Below are 24,885 nucleotides of genomic sequence, written 5' to 3'. Positions count from 1 at the left end.
GACTGGCTGTGCGGCGTGCCGCCAGCCATCTTTGCATCACAAACGTTTTTCCGCCCATATGATAAATTCCGCTTTTGGCAGTGCTTTGCTGTAAAGCCAGCCCTGTCCATACTGAACACCATGCTGGCGTAACCAGTCTTCCTGATTGGCAGTTTCAATTCCCTCTGCCACCATTTTCAGCTTCAGCGTTTTCGCCATTTCGATGATATGTGGCGTCACGTTCTTGTATTCCAGCGCATCAACAAACGATTTGTCGATTTTCAGGATATCCACATCCAGGTTTTGCAGGTAACTCAGGCTGGAGTAGCCTGTACCAAAGTCGTCAATATAGATGGCATGTCCCGCTTTGCGGTAGCGGGCGACGATCGGCGAACTGGTTTTCGGATCGGCAAATTCGCGTTCGGTCAATTCCAGTGCGATTTGCGAAGGGGTTATCTGATACCGGTTAAGCAGTTTACTTAACAATAACGGTAGTTTTTCTGAGGTGAGATCCGCAGATTCGATGTTAATGGAAATATGCTGTTGAGGATGCTTCTGTAACCATTTCCCCATATCTTCAAATACAGTTTCAATGATCAACCGGGTGAGCTGCTCCGTGAGGCCTGTTTGCTCGGCAAGAGTGATAAATATCTCCGGGGACAGATAGCTGCCGTCGGTTTGCGGCCAGCGCGCCAGCGCCTCAGCCCCCACGACTTTGCCGGAGCTTAATGAGACAATGGGTTGGTAATAGACCTTGATGTCCCGGTTATTAATGGCATCCTGCAGACGGTGATGCGGCGATTGCAGACGACGCAGGATACGCAAAATAAAACTGGCAGCCAGCAAACCAATCAAAATACCAATGGGTACCCAGATCATCGCCTGGCGATACCAGATTTTCTCAAGCGGCAGCGTGGATGCCCAACTGACGATGATAATGCCCATTTCCGGGAAGGGACGAATCTCATAAATAATGCCGTGACTTTCCAGATGGCGGGGCGCTGTTTCCTGGGTAAATTCCAGAATGTTCGGTGCGAGCGCACTGCTGCTGGCCACAACCGTATTATGTTTGACGCCAATGATGGCAACATCAATTTGCCAGGCCCCAAAGGGTACGACGTCAATAAATGACTCAGGATCGATCATAACGATGTAATGCTCGGTTCCCAGCGCGGCCATAAAGCGTTTGAGCCCTAAATCGTTCTGCGTGGTAAACCATGCGCGATAACCGTCGTCAGTGATTTTCATGGGCGGAGGGAAGGGAGCGGTATGGCTCTCCTGTTCCAGCGAAGAACAGCGCGGCATGTTATTTTCCAGATACAGTACTTCCTGAACATAACGATAGCTGTATGAGATCCTTCGCATTGCCAGCAGATGTTCTCGTGAGCAGGGCACACTGTTGATGGCTTCAATCTGCTTTAACGCCTTTTTTGCCTGAAGCGTCACGCGCGCTGTGCGTTCATAGACACGCGATGAATAGGTATCCAGTTCTCCGATGAATGTTTTTTCAACCTGACGATGCGCGAGCCAAACGCTCAGCCCTACTGGAACCAGAACGGAGAGGATAAGCACGCCTGTGACCAGGCTGACCAGATGTCGTGTTCTCACGGAGATACCCTATATAACTCATCGTAGGGAAAGTATATCCGATCACGAAAAAAGCCCTGTAAATGATATCGTTAATCTGCATAAATTTTGATGGAAGAACAGATTCCTGGACTTCTGAACAGGAAAGCTCGCTCAACCTGTCGGAAATAATTGAACCTCAGCGTTGCCAAAAATGCGATATGTTATACTATAACAATTCACATAACGCGATGAGGTTTCTATGCAAGTTTTGAATTCATTACGCAGTGCAAAGCAGCGCCACCCCGACTGTCAAATCGTCAAGCGTAAAGGGCGTTTATATGTGATCTGTAAGAGCAACCCGCGGTTCAAGGCGGTACAAGGACGAAAAAAACGGCGTTAAGTGAGGGAGGCCGGATAAGACATGCATCGCTATCCGGCCAAATCGATCAGTCAGCGAGTGGCTTCTGCCCGGGCGAGGGTGAAGATATCGTAAAATGACAGTTCGCCTTTTCGGGCTAACATCTTCTCTAGCTGGGCTTTGTGCTGTTTCTCGACACGCGGAGAGTGAAGGATCGTACTAATGAGTTCTGAAGGGACAAACCGCGTGTTATACCATTCGCCGTTGTAGCAAACCCGGAAATCCAGCACGTCGATATCTTCATAGCGATAGCGCGGAGCAACATCAAAAAAGAAAAAGCCATTCAGGATGATAAACAATACGACCAGCAACCAGACAGAATCAGCCAGTGTTTCTGATTGCAGCATGACTGCCAGTGTGGCAAACCATGCCACATACATACCGATAAATAATCCTGGATGTTTGCGAATAAAACTAATACTAAAGCGCGGCTTATTATCGCGCTTTTCACGAATGTTCAGATCGTCGATGGTTTCGGTGAGCAGGCGTTGTATTTCTGTCATTTTTTGCCTTCGTGATTTCGCTACTTACAGGTGAACGCCCTATTTTAAGTGGGCGGCAGGCGTGAAAAAAGTAACAGATTAACCACTATTTAGCATAACAGTTACAAATACGTTTACAGCGATTTGATAATGCGCGCCGGATTTCCCCTCACAACGACATTGGCCGGAACATCTTTCGTCACAATGGCACCGGATGCGATTACCGCATTATCGCCAATGTTCACTCCGGGATTAATCACCGCACGACCGCCAATCCAGACATTATGACCAATGGTGACAGGCTTTCCGTATTCAAGGCCGCTATTCCGCTCAGTGGCATCAAGCGGGTGGGTGGCGGTATAGATATGCACTCCGGGCGCCAACATGCAATTATCACCGATGTGAATCGGGCATACGTCGAGCATCACACAGTCAAAATTGGCGTAAAAATGTTTACCGAGGAAAATGTTATATCCATAGTCGCAGCGGAATGACGGCTCAATATAAGCCTTATCGCAATGGCCTAACAGTGCGTTAAGGATTGCCTGGCGTTCGGTGTTTTCATTCGGGGCGGTGTGGTTGTAAAGGTGAACGAGCTGACGCGCCTGAAGCCTGTCATGACGCAGAGTTTCATCCGACGGGCGGTACGGTTCGCCCGCAATCATTTTTTGCTTTTCTTCACTCATTCTATGCTCTCCAGCAAGACACTGTGAGGCATAACCGTAAAGGTTCACAGAAAATCAGGGAACGTTCCCTTTCTTATTGTGTGACATGAGTCACAATGATGTTTGCCCACTCGCCGGAAATACAGAAAAGCCGCTCAAGAAAACATCCCTATTTTCCGATGAGATAATAATCAAGTTAACGGATGAATTTCCAGACGGAGGAGGGGATCTTGTCGTACAGCTTATTCATAGTCAATTCTGCGAGCCGATGATCTGCTGCTGAGTAAAATACAGCCAATTCATTGTCAGACAATTCATATTTATTTTTCTCGATCACGCGCTCCAGTGTGTCAATTGTCTGACAACGTCGCAAGCGCATCAAATAATCAGTTTTAGTTAATGGTTTACCGGACATAAAACTTACCTATGATTGTAATAATTTTTAACAAGACAAACTGACAGGATTAGCCCTGGTGGCATTTAGAAAGCAGCGGAACAAACGATTTCCGGATTTCCGCCATTTCTGCAGATCCTGCGCATTAATGCCATAACTGCTGAACAACATAAATGTGTCGTCCAGATATTCATCAATCTGTTCAATCAGCTTATTGTCCTCATTATACTTAATTTTATAATTAAGTGCGAAGGTAGCAATATGCTCTATCAGTTCGTTGAGTTGGAGGTTGATCGCCGAGGTTGGGTCGTTAACCCAGCCATGATTGCTTTCTTCAAGGTTTGCAAGACAGTCATGATAAAGCGTTTCACAGAGAAATTTAAGCTGCGCGATATCATGTCTTTTGGGTGAATATTCATCCATAACGCATCCCCTTCTTCGTGGCTTTAACTAACCGAACACCTTTCGGGATGGGTACAACAAACTGACCTGGAACTTGCCCTCTACTCCTGATGATTTAACTATAATCTACTCTAAAAAAGATTTCATCGCTATATTACGAAAAATTACAATTAACGTAATTGAAGAGAGCGTAACCCGGACGATCATTATAGCATGCTAACAACCCCGGTCGGAATAAGATAATTCCTTCGCTAATGAGCAATTGATCAGGTTATCTCATCTTTTCATCAGGTTAGTTGGCAAGCTTGTCGCTTAGCCGTGGCATCCTCGCCCAGAAATATCTTAATAATGAATTATTAAGTCAAAATAATGAACAGGATAAATTTGTTAAAAAATAGCCTTCACAGCATTGTGGATTATAACACTTATTATCTCTACAAAAAGTAAACAACGTTCAATAAGTGGATTTTATGATTTCAAACAAAAAAGGCCGCTTGCGCGGCCTTTTTGAAGTGAGGCATCAGTGATGCTCTACGGAATGGCTGTGCTCAATGTCTTCACTTTTCCGGCTAAAGCGGCGGCGAACCACCACAAAGAAGACCGGAACAAAGAAGATTGCCAGTATTGTCGCAGTGACCATCCCGCCCATTACGCCTGTCCCTACCGCGTTCTGCGCGCCTGAACCTGCGCCGGAGCTGATAACCAACGGCATTACGCCCAGAATAAACGCCAGAGAGGTCATCAGAATCGGGCGTAAACGCATACGTACAGCTTCAAGCGTTGCCTCAACCAGACCTTTACCCTCTTTATCCATTAAGTCTTTGGCGAACTCGACGATCAATATCGCGTTCTTCGCCGATAGCCCAATGGTTGTGAGCAGGCCCACCTGGAAGTAAACGTCGTTGGTCAATCCACGGAAGGTTGCAGCCAACAGCGCGCCGATAACCCCCAGCGGAACCACCAGCATAACGGAGAATGGAATTGACCAGCTCTCATATAATGCCGCCAGACACAGAAAGACGACGATAAGCGATATCGCATACAGGGCAGGGGCCTGGTTACCGGACAGACGTTCCTGATAGGACATTCCCGTCCAGTCATAGCCGATGCCGGAGGGGAGCTTACTTGCCAGCTCTTCCATCATCGCCATCGCTTCACCGGTACTCTTGCCTGGTGCCGCCTGACCTAAAATTTCCATCGAAGGCAGACCGTTATAGCGTTCCAGACGCGGTGAACCGTACTCCCAGCGTGATGATGAGAAGGCCGAGAATGGCACCATCTGGCCATCGCTGCCGCGCACATACCAGTTACCAATATCATCCGGTAGCATGCGGTATTTCGCTTCTGACATTACGTAAACTTTCTTCACGCGACCACGGTCGATAAAGTCATTCACGTAGCTTCCGCCCCATGCGGCACCCAGCGTGGTATTAATATCGCTGATGGAAACGCCCAGAGCCTGTGCTTTTTCCTGGTCGATATCAATCTTGAACTGCGGGGTATCTTCCAGCCCGTTAGGACGAACGCCAACTAACAGGTCGGGGTGTTTTGCAACCTCGCCGAACAGTTGGTTACGCGCCTGTGTGAGTTTGTCATGACCAAGGTTGGCCTGGTCAATTAACTGGAAGTCAAAACCGGTAGCGGTACCCAGCTCCACAATTGCGGGCAGGTTAAAGGCAAACACCATTGCATCTTTGATCGAGGCAAAGTGCGCGCTTGCGCGTGCCGCAATGGCCGGCACTTTATTTTCCTCGCCAGGACGATCTTCCCAATTTTTGAGGGAAATAAACGCAAGACCGGTGTTTTGACCACGACCCGAGAAGCCAAAGCCGTTTACAGTAAACACAGAATTGACGTTGGCTTTTTCATCCTTCAGGTAATAGTCCGTGACTTCATCAAGGACTTTTTGCGTACGTTCCTGCGTCGCGCCAGCAGGAAGCTGCGCCATGGTCAGGAATACACCCTGGTCTTCATCCGGCAGGAAAGAACTGGGCAGACGAACGAACAGATACGCCATGCCGACCACAATGATCAGATACAGCAGCAGGTAACGACCCGTACTGCGCAGGATGTTACCTACGCTGTCGGTGTAGTGGTGCGTGCTCTTATCGAACATGCGGTTAAACCAGCCGAAGAAGCCTTTTTTGCCTTCGCCATGATCACCTTTGGCCACAGGTTTAAGCATGGTGGCGCAAAGAGCAGGGGTCAGGATCATCGCCACCAGTACAGAAAGCACCATTGCCGAAACGATGGTAATGGAGAACTGGCGATAAATAGCCCCGGTTGATCCCCCAAAGAAAGCCATTGGAATGAATACCGCTGACAACACCATCGCGATACCGACCAGTGCGCCCTGAATCTGGCCCATCGATTTTCGCGTTGCTTCTTTAGGTGGTAATCCCTCTTCAACCATGACGCGTTCGACGTTCTCAACAACCACGATGGCATCATCAACCAGCAGGCCTATCGCGAGAACCATACCAAACATGGTTAACGTGTTTATCGAGAAACCAAATGCGGCAAGTATTGCAAATGTCCCTAACAGAACGACCGGAACGGCGATGGTAGGAATCAGCGTTGCGCGGAAGTTTTGCAGGAACAGGTACATAACAATAAATACCAGTACGATAGCTTCAACCAGAGTCTTAACTACTTCGTTAATCGAGATTTTAACGAAAGGGGTTGTATCGTAAGGGTAAACGACTTTCAAACCGTGCGGGAAGAAAGGCTCCAGTTTTGCAATTGTCGCGCGTACTGCGTTTGCTGTATCCAGCGCGTTTGCGCCTGTTGCCAGTTTGATCCCCAGACCGGATGCGGGCTGCCCATTGAATTTCGCGATGACATCATAGTTCTCGCCACCGAGTTCAATACGGGCGACATCACTCAGGCGAACCCGGGAACCATCCTGATTTACTTTCAGCAAAATTTTGCCGAACTCTTCGGTCGAGGTCAGACGTGTTTGAGCAATGATGGATGCGTTAAGCTGCTGACCTTTTACCGGTGGCGTACCACCGAGCTGACCCGCTGCAACCTGGGCGTTTTGCGCTTTGATTGCCGCAATAACGTCGACCGGCGTTAGCTGGTATTTATTCAGCTCGGTCGGATCCATCCAAATGCGCATAGCATATTGCGCACCGAACAACTGGACATCACCCACGCCGCTGGTACGGCTGACAGGATCTTTAATCGTTGCACCGACATAGTCCGCAATATCTTCCTGCGTCATAGAGCCGTCGGTACTGATCATCCCCATAACCATCAGGAAGCTGCTGGAGGATTTCTCAACACTTACGCCCTGCTGCTGTACTTCTTGCGGAAGTAACGGCATCGCCAGTTGCAGTTTGTTCTGCACCTGGACCTGAGCAATATCTGCATCCGTACCGGAGTCAAAGGTAATCGTAATCTGAACGGTACCTGAAGAGTCACTGGTTGAGGACATATAGAGCAAGTTATCGATACCGTTCATATTTTGTTCGATAACCTGCGTCACGGTATCCTGAACCGTTTTCGCATCAGCACCAGGATAGCTCGCAGAGATCGTGATTGCAGGTGGAGCAATCGTTGGATACTGCGCCACCGGCAATTTGAGGATCGCGAGACCCCCTGCCAGCATGATGATGATGGCGATAACCCATGCAAAGATAGGGCGATCGATAAAAAACTTAGCCATGTCTTAACGGCTCCTGTTTAAGTTAAGACTTTGTTTGCTCTGACTTGCCAGCGTTCGCGGCTTGTTGTTGATTGTCAGAGGTTACTTCCTGCGCTTTGACCTGCACGCCTGGACGTATTTTTTGCAAACCAGAAATAATGACGCGATCACCCGATTTAAGTCCGTCAGTAACGACCCATTTGTCGCCAATGGCCTGACTGGCGACAATCTGGCGGGTTTCCACTTTGTTGTCTGCGCCCACAATCAGCGCTGTCGCATCGCCACGCGGTGTACGGGTGACACCTTGTTGCGGAACCAGCAATGCCGTCGGGTTGGTCCCTTCATCCAGGCGTGCACGGACAAACATCCCCGGCAGCAATGTGTGATCCGGGTTGGGGAAAACAGCGCGTAGCGTAATAGAACCGGTGGTCTGGTCGACCGTCACATCTGAAAACTCAAGCGTACCGGACTGCGGGAACTTGATGCCGTCGCTGGTCACCAGCTCGACTTTCGCCTTGCCGTTTTCCTGTTTCAGCGTGCCGTTAGCCAGTTCTTGCTTCAGACGCAGGAAGTCATTGCTCGATTGCGTGACATCAACATAGATAGGATCGAGTTGCTGAACGGTTGCCAGCGCCGTTGCCTGACCGTTTTGTACCAATGCACCTTCCGTCACGGATGACTTACCAATACGGCCGCTAATCGGAGAAGTGACTTTGGTGTAGGCCAGATTAATGCGCGCCGTTTCAACCGCCGCTTTCGCCGCAGTCACGGCAGCATTGGCTTGTTGCGCATCGGCCAGCGCCTGATCGTAATCTTGTTTACTGATGTATTGAGTGCCCAACAGCTTTTTATAACGGTTAACCGTGACCTGAGCGATGCTGGCGGCAGCCTGGGCTTTCGCCAGGTCACCTTTCGCGCTTTCATAAGATGCTTGATAAGTCGCAGGATCAATCTGATAGAGAGACACACCCGCTTCGATATCGCTGCCTTCCTCGAAATTACGCTTCAGGATGATACCGCTCACCTGAGGGCGAACTTCCGCAATACGGAAAGCACTGGTGCGACCCGGTAGCTCAGTTGTGATCTGCAGAGGTTCGGTTTTGAGCGTCACAACCCCAACTTCTGGCATCTGCTGGCCCCCTTGTTGGGCCTGTTTGTCGTCACATCCTGTAAGCGCTAAGCTGCCTGAGAGCATCAGAACGACCGCCAGAGGCGTAAACCCTCTGTTTTTGTTCATATGTAAACCTCGAGTGTCCGATTTCAAATTGATCAATGGTCAAAAGTCCACAAACCCATTGCTGCGTTTATATTATCGTCGTGCTATGGTACATACATTCACAAATGTATGTAAATCTAACGCCTGTAAATTCACCGACATATGGCACGAAAAACCAAACAACAAGCGCAGGAAACACGTCAACACATCCTGGATGTTGCACTACGTTTGTTCTCGCAACGAGGGGTAGCTTCCACCTCGCTTGCGGAGATTGCACAAGCCGCTGGCGTTACTCGCGGTGCAATCTATTGGCATTTCAAAAACAAGTCGGATTTGTTTAGTGAAATCTGGGAGCTATCAGAATCCAGTATTGGTGAGCTTGAGACTGAGTATCAGGCAAAATTCCCCGACGATCCACTATCAGTATTAAGAGAAATTCTAGTTCATCTTCTTGAAACTACCGTGACTGAAAAACGGCGACGTTTATTGATGGAGATTATATTCCACAAATGTGAATTTGTGGGAGAAATGGTCGTCGTCCAGCAGGCACAACGAAACATTTGTCTTGAGAGCTACGATCGTATCGAACAAACGTTAACACATTGTATTCAGGCAAAAATGCTGCCGGCCAATCTGCTGACCCGTCGTGCGGCGGTGATCATGCGCGCCTACGTATCCGGCATTATGGAGAACTGGCTTTTTGCACCGCAATCCTTTGATCTTAAAAAAGAAGCGCGGGACTATGTTTCGGTGTTGCTGGAAACACTAATGTTGTGTCCCTCACTGCGGGCAAGCGAGCCCTCCTGACGGTCAGTCCAGGAAAATTCCTGGACGATTTCGTTGGCGCTATTCTGTGTGGCGGCGGCGTGATATTCTTGCGCGTTGACTATTTTCGGTCGTCTTTTCGGTTCAGAAACCTTCATTCACATGACTATGTTGCAGCTCTATAAACGTTCACAGCACGTCGTTTTTATCACGGTGGCTGTTTTCATCCTTATGCTCTTTTGCCAGTCATTGGCACTTGCTCGTGCGCCGTCGAACAGCGACCTGCTTTCAAAGGCTGAACTGCAAAGCCAACTGGACACACTCAATAAGCAAAAAGATCTCACGGCGCAGGATAAGTTGGTTCAGCAGGATCTCACTGAGACGATTGCCACGCTTGAAAAAATCGATCGGGTGAAGGACGAGACGACGCAGCTCCGGCAGAAAGTGCTGCAGGCACCAGAAAAAATGCGTCAGGCGACAGAGGACTTAAACGCCCTCGGCGATGTCGATAATGATGATGAAACGCGTAAGGTACTCAACACGCTGTCACTGCGTCAGTTAGAGGTCCGTGTGGCGCAGGTGCTGGATGATTTACAAAACGCGCAAAACGATCTCGCGACCTATAACAGCCAACTGGTGTCGCTGCAAACGCAACCTGAACGCGTACAGAATGCCATGTATAGCGCCTCACAGCAGCTTCAGCAAATTCGTAACCGACTGGATGGCACGAATGTGGGGGAGGCAGAGTTACGCCCTACGCAGCAGGTGTTGTTACAGGCACAACAAACGTTACTGAATGCCCAGATTGATCAACAGCGAAAAAGCCTTGAAGGTAATACGATACTGCAGGATACCCTGCAAAAGCAGCGGGATTACGTCACCGCCAACAGTAACCGGCTTGAGCATCAGTTACAGTTATTGCAGGAAGCGGTCAACAGTAAGCGCCTGACCTTAACCGAAAAAACGGCGCAGGAGGCGATGTCGCCGGATGAAGCCGCCCGCATTCAGGATAACCCGCTGGTGAAACAGGAGCTGGAAATCAACCACCAGCTCAGCCAGCGCCTGATCATGGCGACGGAAAATGGCAACTCATTAATGCAGCAAAACATCAAGGTTAAGAACTGGCTGGACCGGGCGCTGCAATCCGAACGTAATATCAAAGAACAGATCGCGGTGCTGAAAGGCAGTCTGTTGCTGTCGCGTATCCTCTATCAGCAACAGCAAACATTGCCCTCGGCGGATGAACTCTCTGACATGACAAACCGTATCGCGGATCTGCGGCTTGAACAGTTTGAGGTCAACCAGCAGCGTGACGCGTTGTTCCAGAACGATGCATTTGTGGCAAAACTGGAAGAAGGCCACAGCAACGAAGTGAATAGCGAAGTGCACGATGCGCTGTTGCAGGTCGTTGATATGCGCCGAGCGCTGCTGGACCAGCTCAACAAACAGCTCGGTAACCAGTTGATGATGGCTATTAACCTGCAAATTAATCAGCAGCAGTTAATGAGCGTCTCGAAAAACCTTAAAGCGATTCTGACGCAACAAATTTTCTGGGTTAACAGCAACCGTCCAATGGACTGGGACTGGATCAAAGCCTTCCCTAAATCGCTAAAAGATCAGTTCAAATCGATGAAAATCACGGTGAACTGGGAAAAAGCCTGGCCTGCGGTATTTATCGCCTTTCTCGCGGGTCTGCCGCTGTTACTGGTAGCCGGACTGATTCGCTGGCGTCTGAAATGGCTGAAAGAGTATCAACAGAAATTAGCCGCAGCGGTTGGTTCGTTACGTAACGACAGCCAGTTAAACACGCCAAAAGCGATTTTGATCGATCTGATTCGTGCGTTGCCGGTGTGTCTGGTGATACTTGCCGTCGGCCTGATTTTGCTCACCATGCAGTTGAACATCAGTGACCTGCTGTGGGCCTTCAGTAAAAAACTGGCTATCTTCTGGCTGGTCTTTGGTCTGTGCTGGAAAGTGCTCGAAAAAGAGGGCGTGGCGGTTCGCCATTTTGGTATGCCGGCGCATCTGACAAGCCACTGGCGTCGTCAGATTGTCCGCATCAGCCTGGCGCTGCTGCCGCTACACTTTTGGTCGGTGCTTGCAGAACTTTCCCCACTCAATCTGATGGACGATGTGCTGGGGCAGGCGATTATTTTCCTTAACCTGATGCTGATTGCGTTTCTGGTATGGCAGATGTGTCGCGATAGCTGGCGTGACAAAGAGTCACATGGACTGCGGCTGGTGACGATTACTATTTTGTCGATTATCCCGATCGCGCTGATGGTGCTGACGGCAACTGGCTACTTCTACACAACATTGCGTCTGTCGGGCCGCTGGATTGAGACGGTCTATCTGGTCATCATCTGGAACCTGCTCTACCAGACGGTGCTGCGCGGATTAAGCGTTGCGGCGCGGCGGATTGCCTGGCGTCGTGCGCTGGCGCGTCGCCAGAATCTGGTGAAAGAGGGGGCCGAAGGGGCTGAGCCGCAGGAAGAACCCACCATCGCACTGGAACAGGTTAACCAACAGACGCTGCGCATCACGATGCTGCTGATGGTTTCATTTTTCGCAGTGATGTTCTGGGCCATATGGTCAGATTTGATCACCGTGTTCAGCTATCTCGACAGCATCACGCTGTGGCACTATAACACCAGTGAAGCCGGGGCTGCGGTAGTGAAAAGCGTGACAATGGGCAGCTTGCTTTTCGCTATTATCACCTCAATGGTCGCCTGGGCGTTGATCCGCAACCTGCCGGGTCTGCTGGAAGTGCTGGTACTATCGCGACTGAAAATGCGCCAGGGCACGTCGTACGCGATTACCACAATCCTCAACTATATCATTATTGCCGTCGGAGCGATGACGGTCTTTGGTTCGCTGGGTGTCTCATGGGATAAACTGCAATGGCTGGCGGCGGCGTTATCGGTGGGTCTCGGTTTTGGCTTACAGGAGATCTTCGGTAACTTTGTCTCGGGTCTGATTATTCTGTTTGAACGCCCGGTGCGGATTGGCGATACGGTCACGATCGGCACCTTCTCCGGGACGGTCAGTAAGATCCGTATTCGCGCCACTACCATCACCGATTTCGATCGCAAAGAGGTGATCATCCCGAACAAGGCGTTTGTAACCGAGCGCTTGATCAACTGGTCGTTGTCCGATACCACCACGCGCCTGGTGATCCGCCTGGGCGTGGCGTACGGTTCTGATCTGGAGAAAGTGAAGAAAGTCCTGCTTAAGGCGGCGATGGAGCATCCGAAAGTGATGCATGATCCTGAGCCGGCGGTGTTCTTCACCACCTTTGGAGCCAGCACGCTGGATCACGAACTGCGTCTGTATGTCCGTGAACTTCGCGATCGCAGCCATACGGTGGATGAGCTAAACCGGGCCATCGATCGCCTGTGCCGTGAAAACAACATTGATATCGCTTTTAACCAGTTGGAAGTGCATCTGCGTAACGAGAAGGGCGATGAGGTGACGGAAGTCAAACGCGAGATCAAAGGCGACGATCCGACGCCGGCGGTTTAATCAAACCCTCGCATGCCTGATGGCGTTTGCGCGTCATCAGGCATAACTCAATCCGTTGTAGGCCGGATAAGGCGCGTGCGCCACTATCCGGCACAACTCAATCAGACTTGTCAGCCGTTTGAGCCGCTTTTTTTTCATAGTCGCGCTTAACAATCTCCAGCGCTTTCAATACGGTGTCAGGTTCAACCAGGTTTTCTTCCAGCAGGACAATTAAATCGACGGCCAGTTTGACCTCGTCCGGGGCGTTTTCAAGGGACATTAATTACTCCAGTATTATCGGGTTAGACGCGCCAGAACACGTTCAATATTGTCGAGCGCCTTGCGACAGCGCGCCAGACGACCCTCATAGAGCTCCACTTCGCGTTGCAGTGCCTGTTGTTCGTCCAGACGAGATGCCTGGGTAAGTTGTGCCTGCCGTTGCCGGGTCATTTCAACAAGACGGCGCTCAAACTCCTGATGCTGGATGCGTTTGCGCTGCCAGTTCGCCAGGCCCGGTGACGCGCTGTCCCACTCCCGGAGCGACCAGCTTGCTGTCTCGCGCGCAATAGCTTCCAGTTGCGACGCCAGATGTTCCGCCAGCCAGGCGACCTGAGGTACGTTTTGATTTTCAACCGCCTGGCGCAATGCCAGAAGGTGCGTTTCTGCTTCATCCAGACAGGCCTGTAACAGCGTACTGCGCGTGCGAAAAAGATGGCGATCGAAACGGGCGCTGAGGGTTGCATGCTGTGCCACCGGTGCGCAGCGTTGGCGCAGGAGGGTGAGTTGATCTTCCAGCTTTTGCAGCAGCATGGCGGTTTTCACTGTAACACTCCGATGAAAATGATAACTGTTATGCTAAAGTAGCGTTCTGGTTTGCGACATGCCTTTATTATGCAACGAATCCTGTTAATCATCACGGGCTGGCTGGCGGTTGGATTAGGAACGCTGGGCATCGTATTGCCTGTGCTTCCGACGACGCCGTTCATTTTACTTGCCGCCTGGTGTTTTGCCCGCTCATCGCCGCGTTTCCATGAATGGTTACTGTACCGCTCGTGGTTTGGCAGCTATTTGCGCTACTGGCAAAAATATAAGGCCATGCCCCCAGGTGCGAAACCGCGAGCCATTGTCGTTATCCTCATCACCTTCGGTGTATCACTCTGGCTGACGCCGATGTGGTGGGTGCGGATCCTGTTGCTGGTTATTCTGACCTGTTTGCTGATATTTATGTGGCGAATACCCGTGATTGATGAAAAGCAACAAAAGCACTGAAGCTCAATAATCGCGGTTGCAATTACGGGCCGTAGCCAGTAAATTCGACCGTTTTCGAGCACAGGCGCGCGAGGTCAAATTTATGTTGGCCTTCTTTATACACAATATCCTTCAAGGTGCATCGAGGCAGCAAACAAAGAGGCGGCTTGAAGGATGAAGTGTATACTGCGCCGTGAAGTAACACCGTATGAATCAGGCACACACTTATGACCGCAACTGCACAGCAGCTTGAGTTTCTCAAAAATAGCATTAAAAGCATTCAGGACTACCCGAAACCGGGCATTCTTTTCCGTGATGTCACCAGCTTACTGGAAGACCCGAAGGCTTACGCACTCAGCATCGAGTTACTGGTTGAGCGTTATAAAGATGCGGGCATTACCAAAGTTGTCGGCACTGAAGCGCGCGGCTTTCTGTTTGGCGCGCCGGTCGCGCTGGGTCTGGGCGTTGGCTTTGTGCCGGTGCGTAAACCGCGCAAACTGCCGCGTGAAACCATCGCCGAAAGTTATGAACTGGAATATGGCACCGATCAGCTGGAAATCCACGTTGATGCCATTCAGGCAGGCGACAAAGTGCTGGTGGTTGACGATCTGCTGGCAACCGGCGGGACCATCGAAGCGACCGTGAAACTGATTCGTCGTCTGGGTGGTGAAGTGACCGATGCGGCGTTCATCATCAATCTGTTTGACCTCGGCGGCGAACAGCGCCTGGCGCAACAGGGCATCAACTGTTACAGCCTGGTTTCCTTCCCGGGACACTGATCGGTTCAACCGTACCTGACGTATTACCCGAAGACATGACCTCGCTGAATTAGCGAGGTTGTGTTAGCATTCCCCCCTATGAATCCACCTTCCAGCGTTTCAGAGCCAGCCAATGAGTTATCAGGTTTTAGCCCGAAAATGGCGCCCACAAACCTTTGCTGACGTTGTCGGCCAGGAACATGTGCTGACCGCACTGGCGAACGGCTTGTCGCTAGGGCGTATTCACCACGCTTATCTTTTTTCCGGTACCCGCGGTGTCGGTAAAACCTCTATTGCCCGTCTGCTGGCAAAGGGACTGAATTGTGAAACCGGCATTACCGCCACGCCGTGTGGTGTGTGTGACAACTGCCGTGAAATCGAGCAGGGGCGGTTTGTCGATTTAATTGAAATCGATGCCGCGTCACGTACCAAAGTCGAAGATACCCGCGACCTGCTGGATAACGTCCAGTACGCGCCCGCGCGCGGTCGTTTCAAAGTCTATCTGATCGACGAAGTACACATGCTGTCGCGCCACAGTTTTAATGCGCTTCTCAAAACCCTTGAGGAGCCGCCGTCACACGTGAAGTTTTTGCTGGCAACAACCGATCCGCAAAAGTTGCCGGTGACGATTCTCTCCCGCTGTTTGCAGTTCCATCTTAAAGCGCTGGATGTTGACCAGATTCGCCACCAGCTCGAACACATTCTTAATGAAGAACACATCGCCCACGAGCCGCGCGCGCTGCAACTGCTTTCCCGTGCGGCGGATGGCAGTCTACGCGATGCGTTGAGTCTCACCGATCAGGCGATTGCCAGCGGCGACGGACAGGTTTCCACCCAGGCGGTGAGCGCGATGCTCGGTACGCTGGATGACGATCAGGCGCTGTCGCTGGTCGAAGCGGTGATTGCCGCCGACGGCGAACGCGTGATGTCGCTGGTTAACGAGGCCGCTGCGCGCGGTATTGAATGGGAAGCGCTGCTGGTCGAAATGCTGGGCCTGCTGCATCGTATCGCGCTGGTCCAGCTCTCACCGGCTGCGCTCGGCAGCGACATGGCGGCGATTGAAGTGCGCATGCGTGAACTGGCGCGCACCGTGCCGCCGACGGACGTTCAGCTTTACTACCAGACGCTGTTGATTGGCCGTAAGGAACTGCCCTACGCGCCGGACAGACGCATGGGCGTTGAAATGACGTTGCTGCGCGCGCTGGCGTTTCATCCACGTCAGCCGCTGCCGGAACCCGAGGTTCCCCGGCAATCTTTCGCGCCCGTCGCACCGACCGCGGTGACGAGGCCTGAACAGGTGCCGCCGCAGCCCGCGCATCATGCCCCGACAGCACCGCTGCCGGAATCCACCAGCCAGGTGCTGGCAGCGCGTAATCAGTTGCAACGTGCGCAGGGAGCAACCAAAGCAAAAAAGAGTGAACCGGCAGCCGCATCCCGCGCGCGGCCGGTGAATAACGCTGCGCTGGAAAGACTGGCTTCGGTATCAGAACGCGTTCAGGCTCGCCCTGCGCCGTCTGCGCTCGAACAGGCGCCGGCGAAGAAAGAAGCCTATCGCTGGAAGGCGACCACGCCGGTTGCTGAAGTGAAAGAAGTGGTGGCCACGCCGAAAGCGCTGAAGAAAGCGCTGGAGCATGAGAAAACGCCGGAACTGGCGGCGAAGCTTGCGGCAGAAGCGATTGAACGCGACCCGTGGGCGGCGCAGGTCAGCCAACTGTCGTTGCCAAAACTGGTTGAGCAGGTTGCGCTCAACGCCTGGAAAGAAGAGAACGGGAATACGGTGTGTCTGCATTTGCGTTCCAGCCAGCGTCATCTGAATTCCACTGGCGCACAGCAAAAGCTGGCGGAAGCGCTGAGCGGGCTTGCGGGAACAACGGTTGAACTGACCATCGTAGAAGATGATAATCCGGCGGTGCGAACGCCGCTGGAGTGGCGTCAGGCGATTTATGAAGAGAAACTTGCGCAGGCGCGCGAGTCGATAGTTGCGGATAACAACATTCAGACCCTGCGTCGATTCTTCGACGCGGATCTGGATGAAGAGAGTATTCGTCCCATTTGATCGTAAGCGTCGCTTATGATTGTCATCCCTTAACGTGATTGAGAGAGAAGCCTATGTTTGGTAAAGGCGGTCTGGGTAACCTGATGAAACAGGCCCAGCAGATGCAGGAAAAAATGCAGCAGATGCAGGAAGAAATCGCGAAGCTGGAAGTGACCGGTGAATCCGGTGCGGGTCTGGTGAAAGTGACCATTAACGGCGCGCATAACTGCCGTCGCGTGGAGATCGACCCAAGCCTGCTCGAAGATGACAAAGAGATGCTGGAGGATCTGGTCGCTGCCGCGTTTAACGATGCCGCCCGTCGCATTGAAGAGACCCAGAAAGAAAAAATGGCCTCTGTCTCCTCCGGTATGCAACTGCCGCCAGGCTTTAAGATGCCGTTCTGATGCAAACCAGCCCGCTGTTAACTCAGCTTATGGAAGCACTGCGCAGTCTACCGGGCGTTGGCCCGAAGTCGGCGCAGCGCATGGCGTTTACGCTGCTTCAGCGTGACCGCAGCGGCGGGATGCGTCTGGCGCAAGCGCTCACCCGGGCGATGTCAGAAATCGGTCACTGTGCCGATTGCCGCACCTTCACCGAACAGGACGTATGCAACATCTGCTCGAATCCGCGTCGTCAGGAGAACGGTCAGATTTGTGTGGTTGAGAGTCCGGCAGACATCTACGCGATTGAGCAGACCGGGCAGTTTTCCGGGCGTTACTTTGTGCTGATGGGGCATTTATCTCCGCTCGATGGCATCGGGCCGGATGATATTGGGCTCGACAGGCTCGAACAGCGGCTCTCCGCGGAAACGCTCAGCGAAGTGATCCTCGCGACCAATCCGACGGTCGAAGGAGAAGCCACCGCGAACTACATTGCTGAACTCTGCGCGCAATATGACGTTGAGGCCAGCCGTATCGCTCACGGTGTCCCCGTTGGCGGTGAGCTGGAGATGGTTGACGGCACCACGCTGTCGCACTCTCTGGCAGGACGCCACAAGATTAAATTCTGAACAAACGGAGGTCGTACTCGCGACCTCCGCTTGAAATTTTCCCCGCCTGTCCCCATTTCCCCCTCAACGTGTTAATCCCATTGAATATGGCATTATTGAGGGCTTCCTACATGAAAGGACAAGAAACTCGTGGTTTTCAGTCAGAGGTAAAACAGCTTCTGCACCTGATGATCCATTCTCTCTATTCCAACAAAGAAATCTTCCTGCGTGAGCTTATCTCTAACGCCTCAGACGCGGCAGACAAGCTGCGTTTTCGCGCGCTGTCAAACCCGGACCTTTATGAAGGTGACGGTGAACTGCGCGTGCGCGTCTCCTTCGATAAAGATAAGCGTACGTTAACCATTGCCGATAACGGCGTGGGGATGAACCGTGATGATGTCATCGATCATTTGGGGACCATCGCGAAGTCCGGAACCAAATCCTTCCTCGAATCCATGGGATCCGATCAGGCGAAAGACAGCCAGTTGATTGGTCAGTTTGGCGTCGGCTTCTATTCCGCGTTTATCGTTGCGGATAAAGTTACTGTTCGCACCCGCGCGGCCGGTGATAAGCCAGAGAACGGCGTGTTCTGGGAATCTGCGGGCGAAGGCGAATACACCGTTGCCGATATCACGAAAGAGGATCGCGGGACGGAAATCACCCTCCATCTGCGTGAAGGGGAAGATGAGTTCCTGGATGACTGGCGCGTACGTTCCATCATCAGCAAATATTCCGACCATATCGCGCTGCCGGTTGAGATTGAAAAACAGGAAGAGAAAGACGGCGAAACCGTCATTTCCTGGGAAAAAATCAATAAAGCACAGGCGCTGTGGACCCGTAATAAGTCCGAAATTAAAGACGACGAGTACAAGGAATTCTACAAGCACATCGCGCACGACTTTACCGATCCGCTGACCTGGAGCCACAACCGTGTGGAAGGGAAGCAGGAGTACACCAGCCTGCTGTATATCCCGTCCCAGGCGCCGTGGGACATGTGGAACCGCGATCATAAACACGGTCTGAAACTGTACGTTCAGCGTGTGTTTATCATGGATGACGCTGAGCAGTTTATGCCGAACTACCTGCGTTTCGTACGTGGGCTTATCGACTCCAACGATCTGCCGCTGAACGTCTCTCGTGAAATCCTGCAGGACAGCACGGTGACCCGCAATCTGCGTAGCGCATTGACCAAACGTGTTTTGCAGATGCTGGAAAAACTGGCAAAAGACGATGCGGAAAAATACCAGACGTTCTGGCAGCAGTTCGGCCTGGTGCTGAAAGAAGGCCCGGCGGAAGATCACGCCAACCAGGAAACCATCGCCAAACTGATGCGTTTTGCGTCAACCCATACCGACTCTTCAGCGCAGACCGTTTCGCTGGAAGAGTACGTCTCCCGCATGAAAGAAGGGCAGGAGAAGATTTACTACATTACGGCAGACAGCTACGCGGCGGCGAAGAGCAGCCCGCACCTGGAACTGCTGCGTAAGAAAGGCATTGAAGTACTGCTGCTCTCCGATCGCATCGACGAGTGGATGATGAACTACCTGACCGAGTTTGACGGTAAGGTGTTCCAGTCTGTTGCGAAAGCGGATGAATCAATTGATAAGCTGGCAGATGACGTCGACGAAAGCGCAAAAGAAGCGGAAAAAGCGCTGACTCCGTTTGTTGAGCGTGTGAAAACGCTGCTGGGCGACCGGGTTAAAGATGTACGTCTGACGCACCGTCTGACCGACACGCCGGCGATTGTCACCACCGATGCAGACGAAATGAGTACCCAGATGGCAAAACTGTTTGCCGCTGCGGGTCAGGCCGTTCCTGACGTGAAATACATCTTTGAGCTTAATCCGGATCACATGCTGGTGAAACGCACGGCGGATACTCAGGATGACGCCCAGTTCAAAGAGTGGGTGGAACTGCTATTGGATCAGGCGCTGTTAGCCGAGCGTGGCACGCTGGAAGATCCGAACCAGTTTATTCGCCGCATGAATCAGTTGCTGGTGTCCTGATAGCAGCGTTGTAATGCCGGATGGCGCTGACGCTTATCCGGCCAGTGGTTTAAATTTGTTTTTACAGGCCGGATAAGGTGCTTGCACCGCCATCCGGCTTTTTTTCGCGCCTCTTCCCCTCATTAACCGTTTCAGCCTGATCCCGCTTCCTTGAGCCAAGTGCGTGATGGTGGTATCGTTTAGCGCTTTTTTTAAATTCGACAACCTTTAAGGGGATTTTCGTAATGCGTATCATTCTGCTTGGCGCTCCGGGCGCGGGTAAAGGAACTCAGGCTCAGTTCATCATGGAGAAATATGGTATTCCGCAGATCTCCACCGGTGATATGCTGCGTGCCGCCGTGAAATCTGGCTCCGAGCTGGGCAAGAAAGCGAAAGACATCATGGATGCCGGTAAGCTGGTGACGGATGAGCTGGTGATCGCGCTGGTCAAAGAGCGCATTGCGCAGGAAGATTGCCGTAACGGTTTTCTGTTAGATGGCTTCCCACGTACCATTCCGCAGGCTGATGCCATGAAAGACGCGGGTATCGTGGTGGATTATGTTCTCGAATTCGACGTACCGGATGAACTGATCGTTGACCGCATTGTGGGCCGTCGCGTTCACGCCGCTTCTGGCCGCGTTTACCACATCAAATTCAATCCGCCGAAAGTGGAAGGTAAAGACGATGTGACGGGCGAAGAGCTGACCACGCGTAAAGACGATCAGGAAGAAACCGTACGTAAACGTCTGGTGGAATACCATCAGATGACCGCGCCGCTGATTGGTTACTACCAGAAAGAAGCGGCAGCAGGTAACACGAAATACGCGAAAGTTGACGGTACTCAGGCCGTGGCTGAAGTGCGTGCCGCCCTGGAAAAAATCCTCGGTTAATGCCGTTTTGCCGGATGGCGGTGCAAGCACCTTATCCGGCCTACAACTGCTACATTTCTTCGTTGTAGGCCTGATAAGCGTAGCGCCATCAGGCAACTATCTGCACGACCTCTCACAGCAATTAGTTCTTCTTCCTTTCTTTTCCGCTACAATTATCAACAAGTTGAATCGATAAGAGGCGGTAATGCGTCAGACGAAAACCGGTATTCTGCTGGCAAATCTTGGGACTCCTGATGCCCCCACTCCTGCGGCAGTCAAACGCTATCTCAAACAGTTTTTAAGCGACAGGCGCGTTGTTGATACTCCCCGCCTGCTGTGGTGGCCGTTACTGCGCGGTGTAATTTTGCCGCTGCGCGCACCGCGTGTGGCGAAGCTTTACCAGTCTGTCTGGATGGAAGGCGGGTCGCCGTTAATGGTCTACAGCCGTCAACAGCAGCAGGCGCTTGCAGAACGTTTACCAGACACACCGGTTGCGCTGGGCATGAGCTATGGTTCGCCATCGCTTAAAAGCGCTGTAGAGGAACTGCTGGCCCATCACGTTGATCACATCGTCGTACTACCGCTGTACCCGCAATATTCCTGCTCAACGGTTGCTGCGGTTTGGGATGAACTGGCGCGTATTCTTGCGCCTAAACGTCATATTCCGGGGATTTCGTTTATTCGTGACTACGCTGCTGACCGGGCTTATATTGACGCGCTGGCGAACAGCGTGCGGGCGTCATTTGAGACGCACGGCGAGCCGGATTTGCTGCTGCTGTCGTATCACGGTATCCCGCAGCGCTATGCGGATGAAGGCGATGATTATCCGCAACGCTGTCGCGACACCACGCGTGAACTGGTTTCTGTGCTCGGTCTGCCACCAGAGAAAGTTATGATGACCTTCCAGTCACGTTTTGGTCGTGAACCGTGGCTGACGCCCTATACCGACGAAACGCTCAAGATGCTGGGTGAGAAGGGAACCGATCACATTCAGGTGATGTGTCCCGGCTTTGCGGCTGACTGTCTGGAAACGCTGGAAGAAATCGCTGTACAGAATAAAGAGATCTTCCTTGAAGCTGGCGGTAAAAAGTATGAATACATTCCGGCGCTGAACGCCACGCCGGAACATATCGACATGATGTTAAAACTGACGGCGGCGTATCGCTAAAGCCGCGAACGGAAGAATCGCGCGCCGTCCTGCAACGCATCATCGGCTGATTTCATCATTCGCGAGTAGTGAAGAAAGGCATGTAGCGTACCCGGGTACAGTTTGTATTCACAGGGTTGCTGGTGCGCTGCAAGCATCTGGTAAAGCAGGCGACTGTCGTCGATCAGCGGATCGAATTCCGCACCGGCGATAAAGCAGGGCGGAACGTCGCGCGTCAGATCGTTGTTAAACAGACAATAGTACGGCGATTCGCGATCGTCGGCATCGCGCAGGTAAGCCTCCTCGTACATTTGTAGATCCTCACGGCTCAGCCCGTCCCAGTCGCCGCCCAGCAAGCGGCGACTGACTGAATCCTGTAAACCGTACAGGCCGTACCACAGCAGTACGCCCGCGACCTTGCCACAGTCTATCTGTTTATCGCGCAGCCATAACGCGCAGGCAAGCGCCAGCATGGCACCTGCGGAATCACCGGCAAAACCAATGTTGGTCATATTTAACTGATAATCCTCCGCCTGCTGATGAAAAAACTGGCAGACGGCAATAGTCTCTTCGATGGCCTGGGGAAAACGCGCCTCTGGCGAAAGGGAATAATCAATACCCACCACCGTACACTGCGTATAGCTTGCCAGCAGACGCATAATGCGGTCGTGGGTGTCCAGATTGCCGAGAATAAAACCGCCGCCGTGGAGATAGAAGAGGGTCGCCGGTGTTTCAGGCGTGGGACAATAAAGACGCGTTGTGACCTCTCCCCAGGACGTTGGGATCGCGTATTCACGCGTCTCCATGTGCGGTGCGCCCGCGTTCCAGAAGCGTCGTTCCAGAATGTAGTGCTGGCGCATTGCGTTGAAATCGTCTGCGGGCGGCCAGGGGGGCAGATCGTCCTGATGAACATTCAGCACGGCTTGCATCTCGTCTGAAATGCGTTTGAGGACGGGAAGTTTATTTTCCGCTTTCATAAAACGCTCCTTGTGAAAATAAACCATTGTAAAAACTTCCAGCAGGCAAACTGCGATCCGATCGTCTGATATTGAAACTCTGTCGTACCAGGGGGAATGTGCTACCATGCACCGCTCAGTTAGCCACCTTATAAAACAGCCATGAAATTTCCCGGTAAACGTAAATCCAAACACTATTTTCCCGTCAACGCGCGCGACCCGCTGCTGCAACAGTTCCAACCTGAAAACGAAACCAGCGCCGCGTGGGTGGTGGGGATCGATCAGACGCTGGTGGATATCGAAGCGAAAGTGGATGACGCGTTTGTCCAGCGTTACGGGCTGAGCGCCGGGCATTCTTTGGTTATTGAGGATGAGGTTGCGGAAGCGCTGTATCAGGAACTGGTGCGGGAAAACCTGATCACCCATCAGTTTGCTGGCGGCACCATTGGTAACACCATGCACAACTACTCGGTGCTGGCGGATGACCGTTCGGTGTTGCTGGGCGTCATGTGCAGCAATATCGAAATCGGCAGCTACGCCTACCGGTATTTATGCAATACCTCCAGCCGGACTGACCTCAACTACCTGCAAGGCGTTGACGGACCGATTGGTCGTTGTTTTACCCTGATTGGCGAGTCCGGCGAACGGACGTTTGCGATAAGCCCCGGGCATATGAACCAACTGCGTGCGGAAAGCATTCCTGAATCGGTGATTGCCGGGGCGTCGGCGCTGGTCTTGACCTCCTATCTGGTACGCTGCAAGCCGGGTGAACCGATGCCGGAAGCCACGATGAAGGCCATTGAATATGCCAAAAAGCACAATGTTCCGGTGGTACTGACGCTCGGTACGAAATTTGTTATCGCCGATAACCCGCAGTGGTGGCAGGCATTCCTCAAAGAGAACGTCTCTATTCTGGCGATGAATGAAGAAGAAGCCGAAGCCTTAACAGGCGAAAACGATCCACTACTGGCGTCAGACAAAGCGCTGGACTGGGTCGATCTGGTGTTGTGTACCGCCGGACCGGTTGGGTTATATATGGCGGGCTTTACCGAAGATGAAGTCAAACGTAAAACGCAGCATCCGTTACTGCCGGGCGCAATCGCCGAGTTCAACCAGTATGAATTCAGCCGCGCAATGCGCCATAAAGATTGCACTCATCCGCTGCGCGTCTACTCCCATATTGCCCCGTACATGGGCGGTCCGGAAAAGATCATGAACACCAACGGCGCAGGCGATGGCGCACTGGCGGCGCTGCTGCACGATATCACCGCCAACAGCTATCACCGCACCAATGTACCGAACTCCAGCAAGCATAAATTTACCTGGTTGACCTATTCGTCACTGGCGCAGGTGTGCAAGTATGCCAATCGCGTGAGTTATCAGGTGTTGAATCAGCACTCCCCACGTCTGACGCGAGGATTGCCGGAGCGTGAGGATAGTCTTGAAGAGGCTTACTGGGATCGTTAAATCATCATGCCGGATGACGGTGTAAACACCTTATCCGGCCTACCGATTGTCCAGTCATCACGTAGGCCTGATAAGCGAAGCGTCATCAGGCAAAATTACCGGGCTCGTTGAGTCATCATGCCGGATGACGGTGTAAACACCTTATCCGGCCTACCGATTGTCCAGTCATCACGTAGGCCTGATAAGCGAAGCGCCATCAGGCAAAATTACCGGGCTCGTTGAGTCATCATGCCGGATGGCGGTGTAAACACCTTATCCGGCCTACCGATTGTCCAGTCATCACGTAGGCCTGATAAGTGAAGCGCCATCAGGCAAAATTACCGGGCTCGTTGAGCCATCATGCCGGATGACGGTGTAAACACCTTATCCGGCCTACCGATTGTCCAGTCATC

General features: G+C 52.1%; 22 protein-coding genes and 1 other annotated feature. Of the genes, 12 read left to right on the top strand and 10 right to left on the bottom strand.

Annotation, left to right across the window (positions count from 1 at the left end; all coding sequences use genetic code 11):
• Window positions 1-36 precede the first annotated feature (36 nt).
• Window positions 37-1,587: an EAL domain-containing protein gene (locus WB371_RS05465; protein ID WP_336219074.1), complete on the bottom strand. Its 1,551-nt coding sequence runs from the start codon at window positions 1,585-1,587 to the stop codon at window positions 37-39.
• Between the two features lie 220 nt (window positions 1,588-1,807).
• Between WB371_RS05465 and ykgO the strand changes: the two genes are divergently transcribed.
• A complete protein-coding gene (ykgO, locus tag WB371_RS05460; RefSeq protein WP_003859006.1) occupies window positions 1,808-1,948 on the top strand; it encodes a type B 50S ribosomal protein L36 in 141 nt (46 codons plus the stop codon).
• 50 nt (window positions 1,949-1,998) lie between these two features.
• Here the strand turns inward: ykgO and WB371_RS05455 are convergent, their stop codons facing one another.
• From WB371_RS05455 to acrA, 6 genes are all read right to left on the bottom strand, one after another.
• A complete protein-coding gene (locus WB371_RS05455; protein ID WP_336219073.1) occupies window positions 1,999-2,469 on the bottom strand; it encodes a YlaC family protein in 471 nt (156 codons plus the stop codon).
• Between the two features lie 113 nt (window positions 2,470-2,582).
• Window positions 2,583-3,134 carry a maltose O-acetyltransferase gene (maa, locus tag WB371_RS05450; protein WP_336219072.1) on the bottom strand — a complete coding sequence of 184 codons (552 nt, stop codon included), beginning with the start codon at window positions 3,132-3,134 and terminating at the stop codon, window positions 2,583-2,585.
• Between the two features lie 175 nt (window positions 3,135-3,309).
• A complete protein-coding gene (locus tag WB371_RS05445; RefSeq protein ID WP_336219071.1) occupies window positions 3,310-3,528 on the bottom strand; it encodes an HHA domain-containing protein in 219 nt (72 codons plus the stop codon).
• 27 nt (window positions 3,529-3,555) lie between these two features.
• Window positions 3,556-3,930, bottom strand: a complete 375-nt coding sequence (tomB, locus tag WB371_RS05440) for an Hha toxicity modulator TomB (protein WP_336219070.1) — start codon at window positions 3,928-3,930, stop codon at window positions 3,556-3,558.
• A gap of 499 nt (window positions 3,931-4,429) precedes the next feature.
• The gene (gene acrB / locus WB371_RS05435) at window positions 4,430-7,579 is read right to left on the bottom strand and encodes a multidrug efflux RND transporter permease subunit AcrB (protein ID WP_336219069.1); all 3,150 of its coding nucleotides are present in this window, start codon (window positions 7,577-7,579) and stop codon (window positions 4,430-4,432) included.
• A 22-nt stretch (window positions 7,580-7,601) separates the two neighbouring features.
• Window positions 7,602-8,795 carry a multidrug efflux RND transporter periplasmic adaptor subunit AcrA gene (acrA, locus tag WB371_RS05430; protein ID WP_336219068.1) on the bottom strand — a complete coding sequence of 398 codons (1,194 nt, stop codon included), beginning with the start codon at window positions 8,793-8,795 and terminating at the stop codon, window positions 7,602-7,604.
• A 141-nt stretch (window positions 8,796-8,936) separates the two neighbouring features.
• On the opposite strand from acrA, the gene acrR reads away from it, so the two are divergent.
• Both acrR and mscK read left to right on the top strand, forming a co-directional pair.
• On the top strand, window positions 8,937-9,581 hold the full coding sequence (gene acrR / locus WB371_RS05425; RefSeq protein WP_336219067.1) for a multidrug efflux transporter transcriptional repressor AcrR: 645 nt from the start codon (window positions 8,937-8,939) through the stop codon (window positions 9,579-9,581).
• A 120-nt stretch (window positions 9,582-9,701) separates the two neighbouring features.
• Complete coding sequence (gene mscK, locus WB371_RS05420; RefSeq protein ID WP_336219065.1) at window positions 9,702-13,061, top strand: mechanosensitive channel MscK; 3,360 nt, start codon at window positions 9,702-9,704, stop codon at window positions 13,059-13,061.
• Between the two features lie 97 nt (window positions 13,062-13,158).
• Here mscK and rsmS read toward each other — a convergent pair whose 3' ends face one another.
• Both rsmS and priC read right to left on the bottom strand, forming a co-directional pair.
• A complete protein-coding gene (gene rsmS, locus WB371_RS05415) occupies window positions 13,159-13,320 on the bottom strand; it encodes a pleiotropic regulatory protein RsmS (RefSeq protein WP_336219064.1) in 162 nt (53 codons plus the stop codon).
• Window positions 13,321-13,334: 14 nt separating this feature from the next.
• The gene (gene priC, locus WB371_RS05410; protein WP_336219063.1) at window positions 13,335-13,862 is read right to left on the bottom strand and encodes a primosomal replication protein N''; all 528 of its coding nucleotides are present in this window, start codon (window positions 13,860-13,862) and stop codon (window positions 13,335-13,337) included.
• 69 nt (window positions 13,863-13,931) lie between these two features.
• Here priC and WB371_RS05405 point away from each other — a divergent pair, with 69 nt between their 5' ends.
• The 8 genes from WB371_RS05405 (at window position 13,932) to hemH (ending at window position 22,091) form a co-directional block, all read left to right on the top strand.
• Window positions 13,932-14,309: a DUF454 family protein gene (locus WB371_RS05405; RefSeq protein ID WP_336219062.1), complete on the top strand. Its 378-nt coding sequence runs from the start codon at window positions 13,932-13,934 to the stop codon at window positions 14,307-14,309.
• A gap of 206 nt (window positions 14,310-14,515) precedes the next feature.
• The gene (gene apt, locus WB371_RS05400; protein WP_336219061.1) at window positions 14,516-15,067 is read left to right on the top strand and encodes an adenine phosphoribosyltransferase; all 552 of its coding nucleotides are present in this window, start codon (window positions 14,516-14,518) and stop codon (window positions 15,065-15,067) included.
• A 112-nt stretch (window positions 15,068-15,179) separates the two neighbouring features.
• Complete coding sequence (dnaX, locus tag WB371_RS05395) at window positions 15,180-17,102, top strand: DNA polymerase III subunit gamma/tau (protein ID WP_336219060.1); 1,923 nt, start codon at window positions 15,180-15,182, stop codon at window positions 17,100-17,102.
• Window positions 16,435-16,499 (top strand) — a sequence feature (DnaX frameshifting element). It overlaps the preceding gene by 65 nt.
• A gap of 53 nt (window positions 17,103-17,155) precedes the next feature.
• Window positions 17,156-17,485, top strand: a complete 330-nt coding sequence (locus tag WB371_RS05390; RefSeq protein ID WP_001515903.1) for a YbaB/EbfC family nucleoid-associated protein — start codon at window positions 17,156-17,158, stop codon at window positions 17,483-17,485.
• Window positions 17,485-18,090 carry a recombination mediator RecR gene (gene recR / locus WB371_RS05385; RefSeq protein WP_336219059.1) on the top strand — a complete coding sequence of 202 codons (606 nt, stop codon included), beginning with the start codon at window positions 17,485-17,487 and terminating at the stop codon, window positions 18,088-18,090. The genes WB371_RS05390 and recR overlap by 1 nt, the downstream gene beginning before the upstream one ends.
• Window positions 18,091-18,200: 110 nt before the next feature.
• Window positions 18,201-20,075, top strand: a complete 1,875-nt coding sequence (htpG, locus tag WB371_RS05380; protein WP_336219058.1) for a molecular chaperone HtpG — start codon at window positions 18,201-18,203, stop codon at window positions 20,073-20,075.
• Window positions 20,076-20,299: 224 nt separating this feature from the next.
• On the top strand, window positions 20,300-20,944 hold the full coding sequence (adk, locus tag WB371_RS05375; protein ID WP_336219057.1) for an adenylate kinase: 645 nt from the start codon (window positions 20,300-20,302) through the stop codon (window positions 20,942-20,944).
• 184 nt (window positions 20,945-21,128) lie between these two features.
• On the top strand, window positions 21,129-22,091 hold the full coding sequence (gene hemH, locus WB371_RS05370) for a ferrochelatase (protein WP_336219056.1): 963 nt from the start codon (window positions 21,129-21,131) through the stop codon (window positions 22,089-22,091).
• Here hemH and aes read toward each other — a convergent pair.
• Complete coding sequence (gene aes / locus WB371_RS05365; protein WP_336219055.1) at window positions 22,088-23,047, bottom strand: acetyl esterase; 960 nt, start codon at window positions 23,045-23,047, stop codon at window positions 22,088-22,090. The genes hemH and aes overlap by 4 nt on opposite strands.
• A 141-nt stretch (window positions 23,048-23,188) precedes the next feature.
• Between aes and gsk the strand changes: the two genes are divergently transcribed.
• The gene (gsk, locus tag WB371_RS05360) at window positions 23,189-24,493 is read left to right on the top strand and encodes an inosine/guanosine kinase (protein WP_336219054.1); all 1,305 of its coding nucleotides are present in this window, start codon (window positions 23,189-23,191) and stop codon (window positions 24,491-24,493) included.
• Window positions 24,494-24,885: the final 392 nt, after the last annotated feature.

Origin of the sequence: Citrobacter amalonaticus (genome assembly GCF_037053465.1) — a bacterium.
In the GTDB taxonomy this organism is placed as follows: domain Bacteria; phylum Pseudomonadota; class Gammaproteobacteria; order Enterobacterales; family Enterobacteriaceae; genus Citrobacter_A; species Citrobacter_A amalonaticus_H.
This window is presented reverse-complemented; position numbering and strand designations above follow the sequence as displayed.

Bases quoted from the DNA above. Each gene is read 5' to 3' on its own strand.
- ykgO (WP_003859006.1), top strand. From the start codon at position 1,808: ATGCAAGTTTTGAATTCATTACGCAGTGCAAAGCAGCGCCACCCCGAC.
- WB371_RS05455 (WP_336219073.1), bottom strand. From the start codon at position 2,469: ATGACAGAAATACAACGCCTGCTCACCGAAACCATCGACGATCTGAAC.
- maa (WP_336219072.1), bottom strand. From the start codon at position 3,134: ATGAGTGAAGAAAAGCAAAAAATGATTGCGGGCGAACCGTACCGCCCG.
- WB371_RS05445 (WP_336219071.1), bottom strand. From the start codon at position 3,528: ATGTCCGGTAAACCATTAACTAAAACTGATTATTTGATGCGCTTGCGA.
- tomB (WP_336219070.1), bottom strand. From the start codon at position 3,930: ATGGATGAATATTCACCCAAAAGACATGATATCGCGCAGCTTAAATTT.
- acrB (WP_336219069.1), bottom strand. From the start codon at position 7,579: ATGGCTAAGTTTTTTATCGATCGCCCTATCTTTGCATGGGTTATCGCC.
- acrA (WP_336219068.1), bottom strand. From the start codon at position 8,795: ATGAACAAAAACAGAGGGTTTACGCCTCTGGCGGTCGTTCTGATGCTC.
- acrR (WP_336219067.1), top strand. From the start codon at position 8,937: ATGGCACGAAAAACCAAACAACAAGCGCAGGAAACACGTCAACACATC.
- mscK (WP_336219065.1), top strand. From the start codon at position 9,702: ATGACTATGTTGCAGCTCTATAAACGTTCACAGCACGTCGTTTTTATC.
- rsmS (WP_336219064.1), bottom strand. From the start codon at position 13,320: ATGTCCCTTGAAAACGCCCCGGACGAGGTCAAACTGGCCGTCGATTTA.
- WB371_RS05405 (WP_336219062.1), top strand. From the start codon at position 13,932: ATGCAACGAATCCTGTTAATCATCACGGGCTGGCTGGCGGTTGGATTA.
- apt (WP_336219061.1), top strand. From the start codon at position 14,516: ATGACCGCAACTGCACAGCAGCTTGAGTTTCTCAAAAATAGCATTAAA.
- dnaX (WP_336219060.1), top strand. From the start codon at position 15,180: ATGAGTTATCAGGTTTTAGCCCGAAAATGGCGCCCACAAACCTTTGCT.
- WB371_RS05390 (WP_001515903.1), top strand. From the start codon at position 17,156: ATGTTTGGTAAAGGCGGTCTGGGTAACCTGATGAAACAGGCCCAGCAG.
- recR (WP_336219059.1), top strand. From the start codon at position 17,485: ATGCAAACCAGCCCGCTGTTAACTCAGCTTATGGAAGCACTGCGCAGT.
- htpG (WP_336219058.1), top strand. From the start codon at position 18,201: ATGAAAGGACAAGAAACTCGTGGTTTTCAGTCAGAGGTAAAACAGCTT.
- adk (WP_336219057.1), top strand. From the start codon at position 20,300: ATGCGTATCATTCTGCTTGGCGCTCCGGGCGCGGGTAAAGGAACTCAG.
- hemH (WP_336219056.1), top strand. From the start codon at position 21,129: ATGCGTCAGACGAAAACCGGTATTCTGCTGGCAAATCTTGGGACTCCT.
- aes (WP_336219055.1), bottom strand. From the start codon at position 23,047: ATGAAAGCGGAAAATAAACTTCCCGTCCTCAAACGCATTTCAGACGAG.
- gsk (WP_336219054.1), top strand. From the start codon at position 23,189: ATGAAATTTCCCGGTAAACGTAAATCCAAACACTATTTTCCCGTCAAC.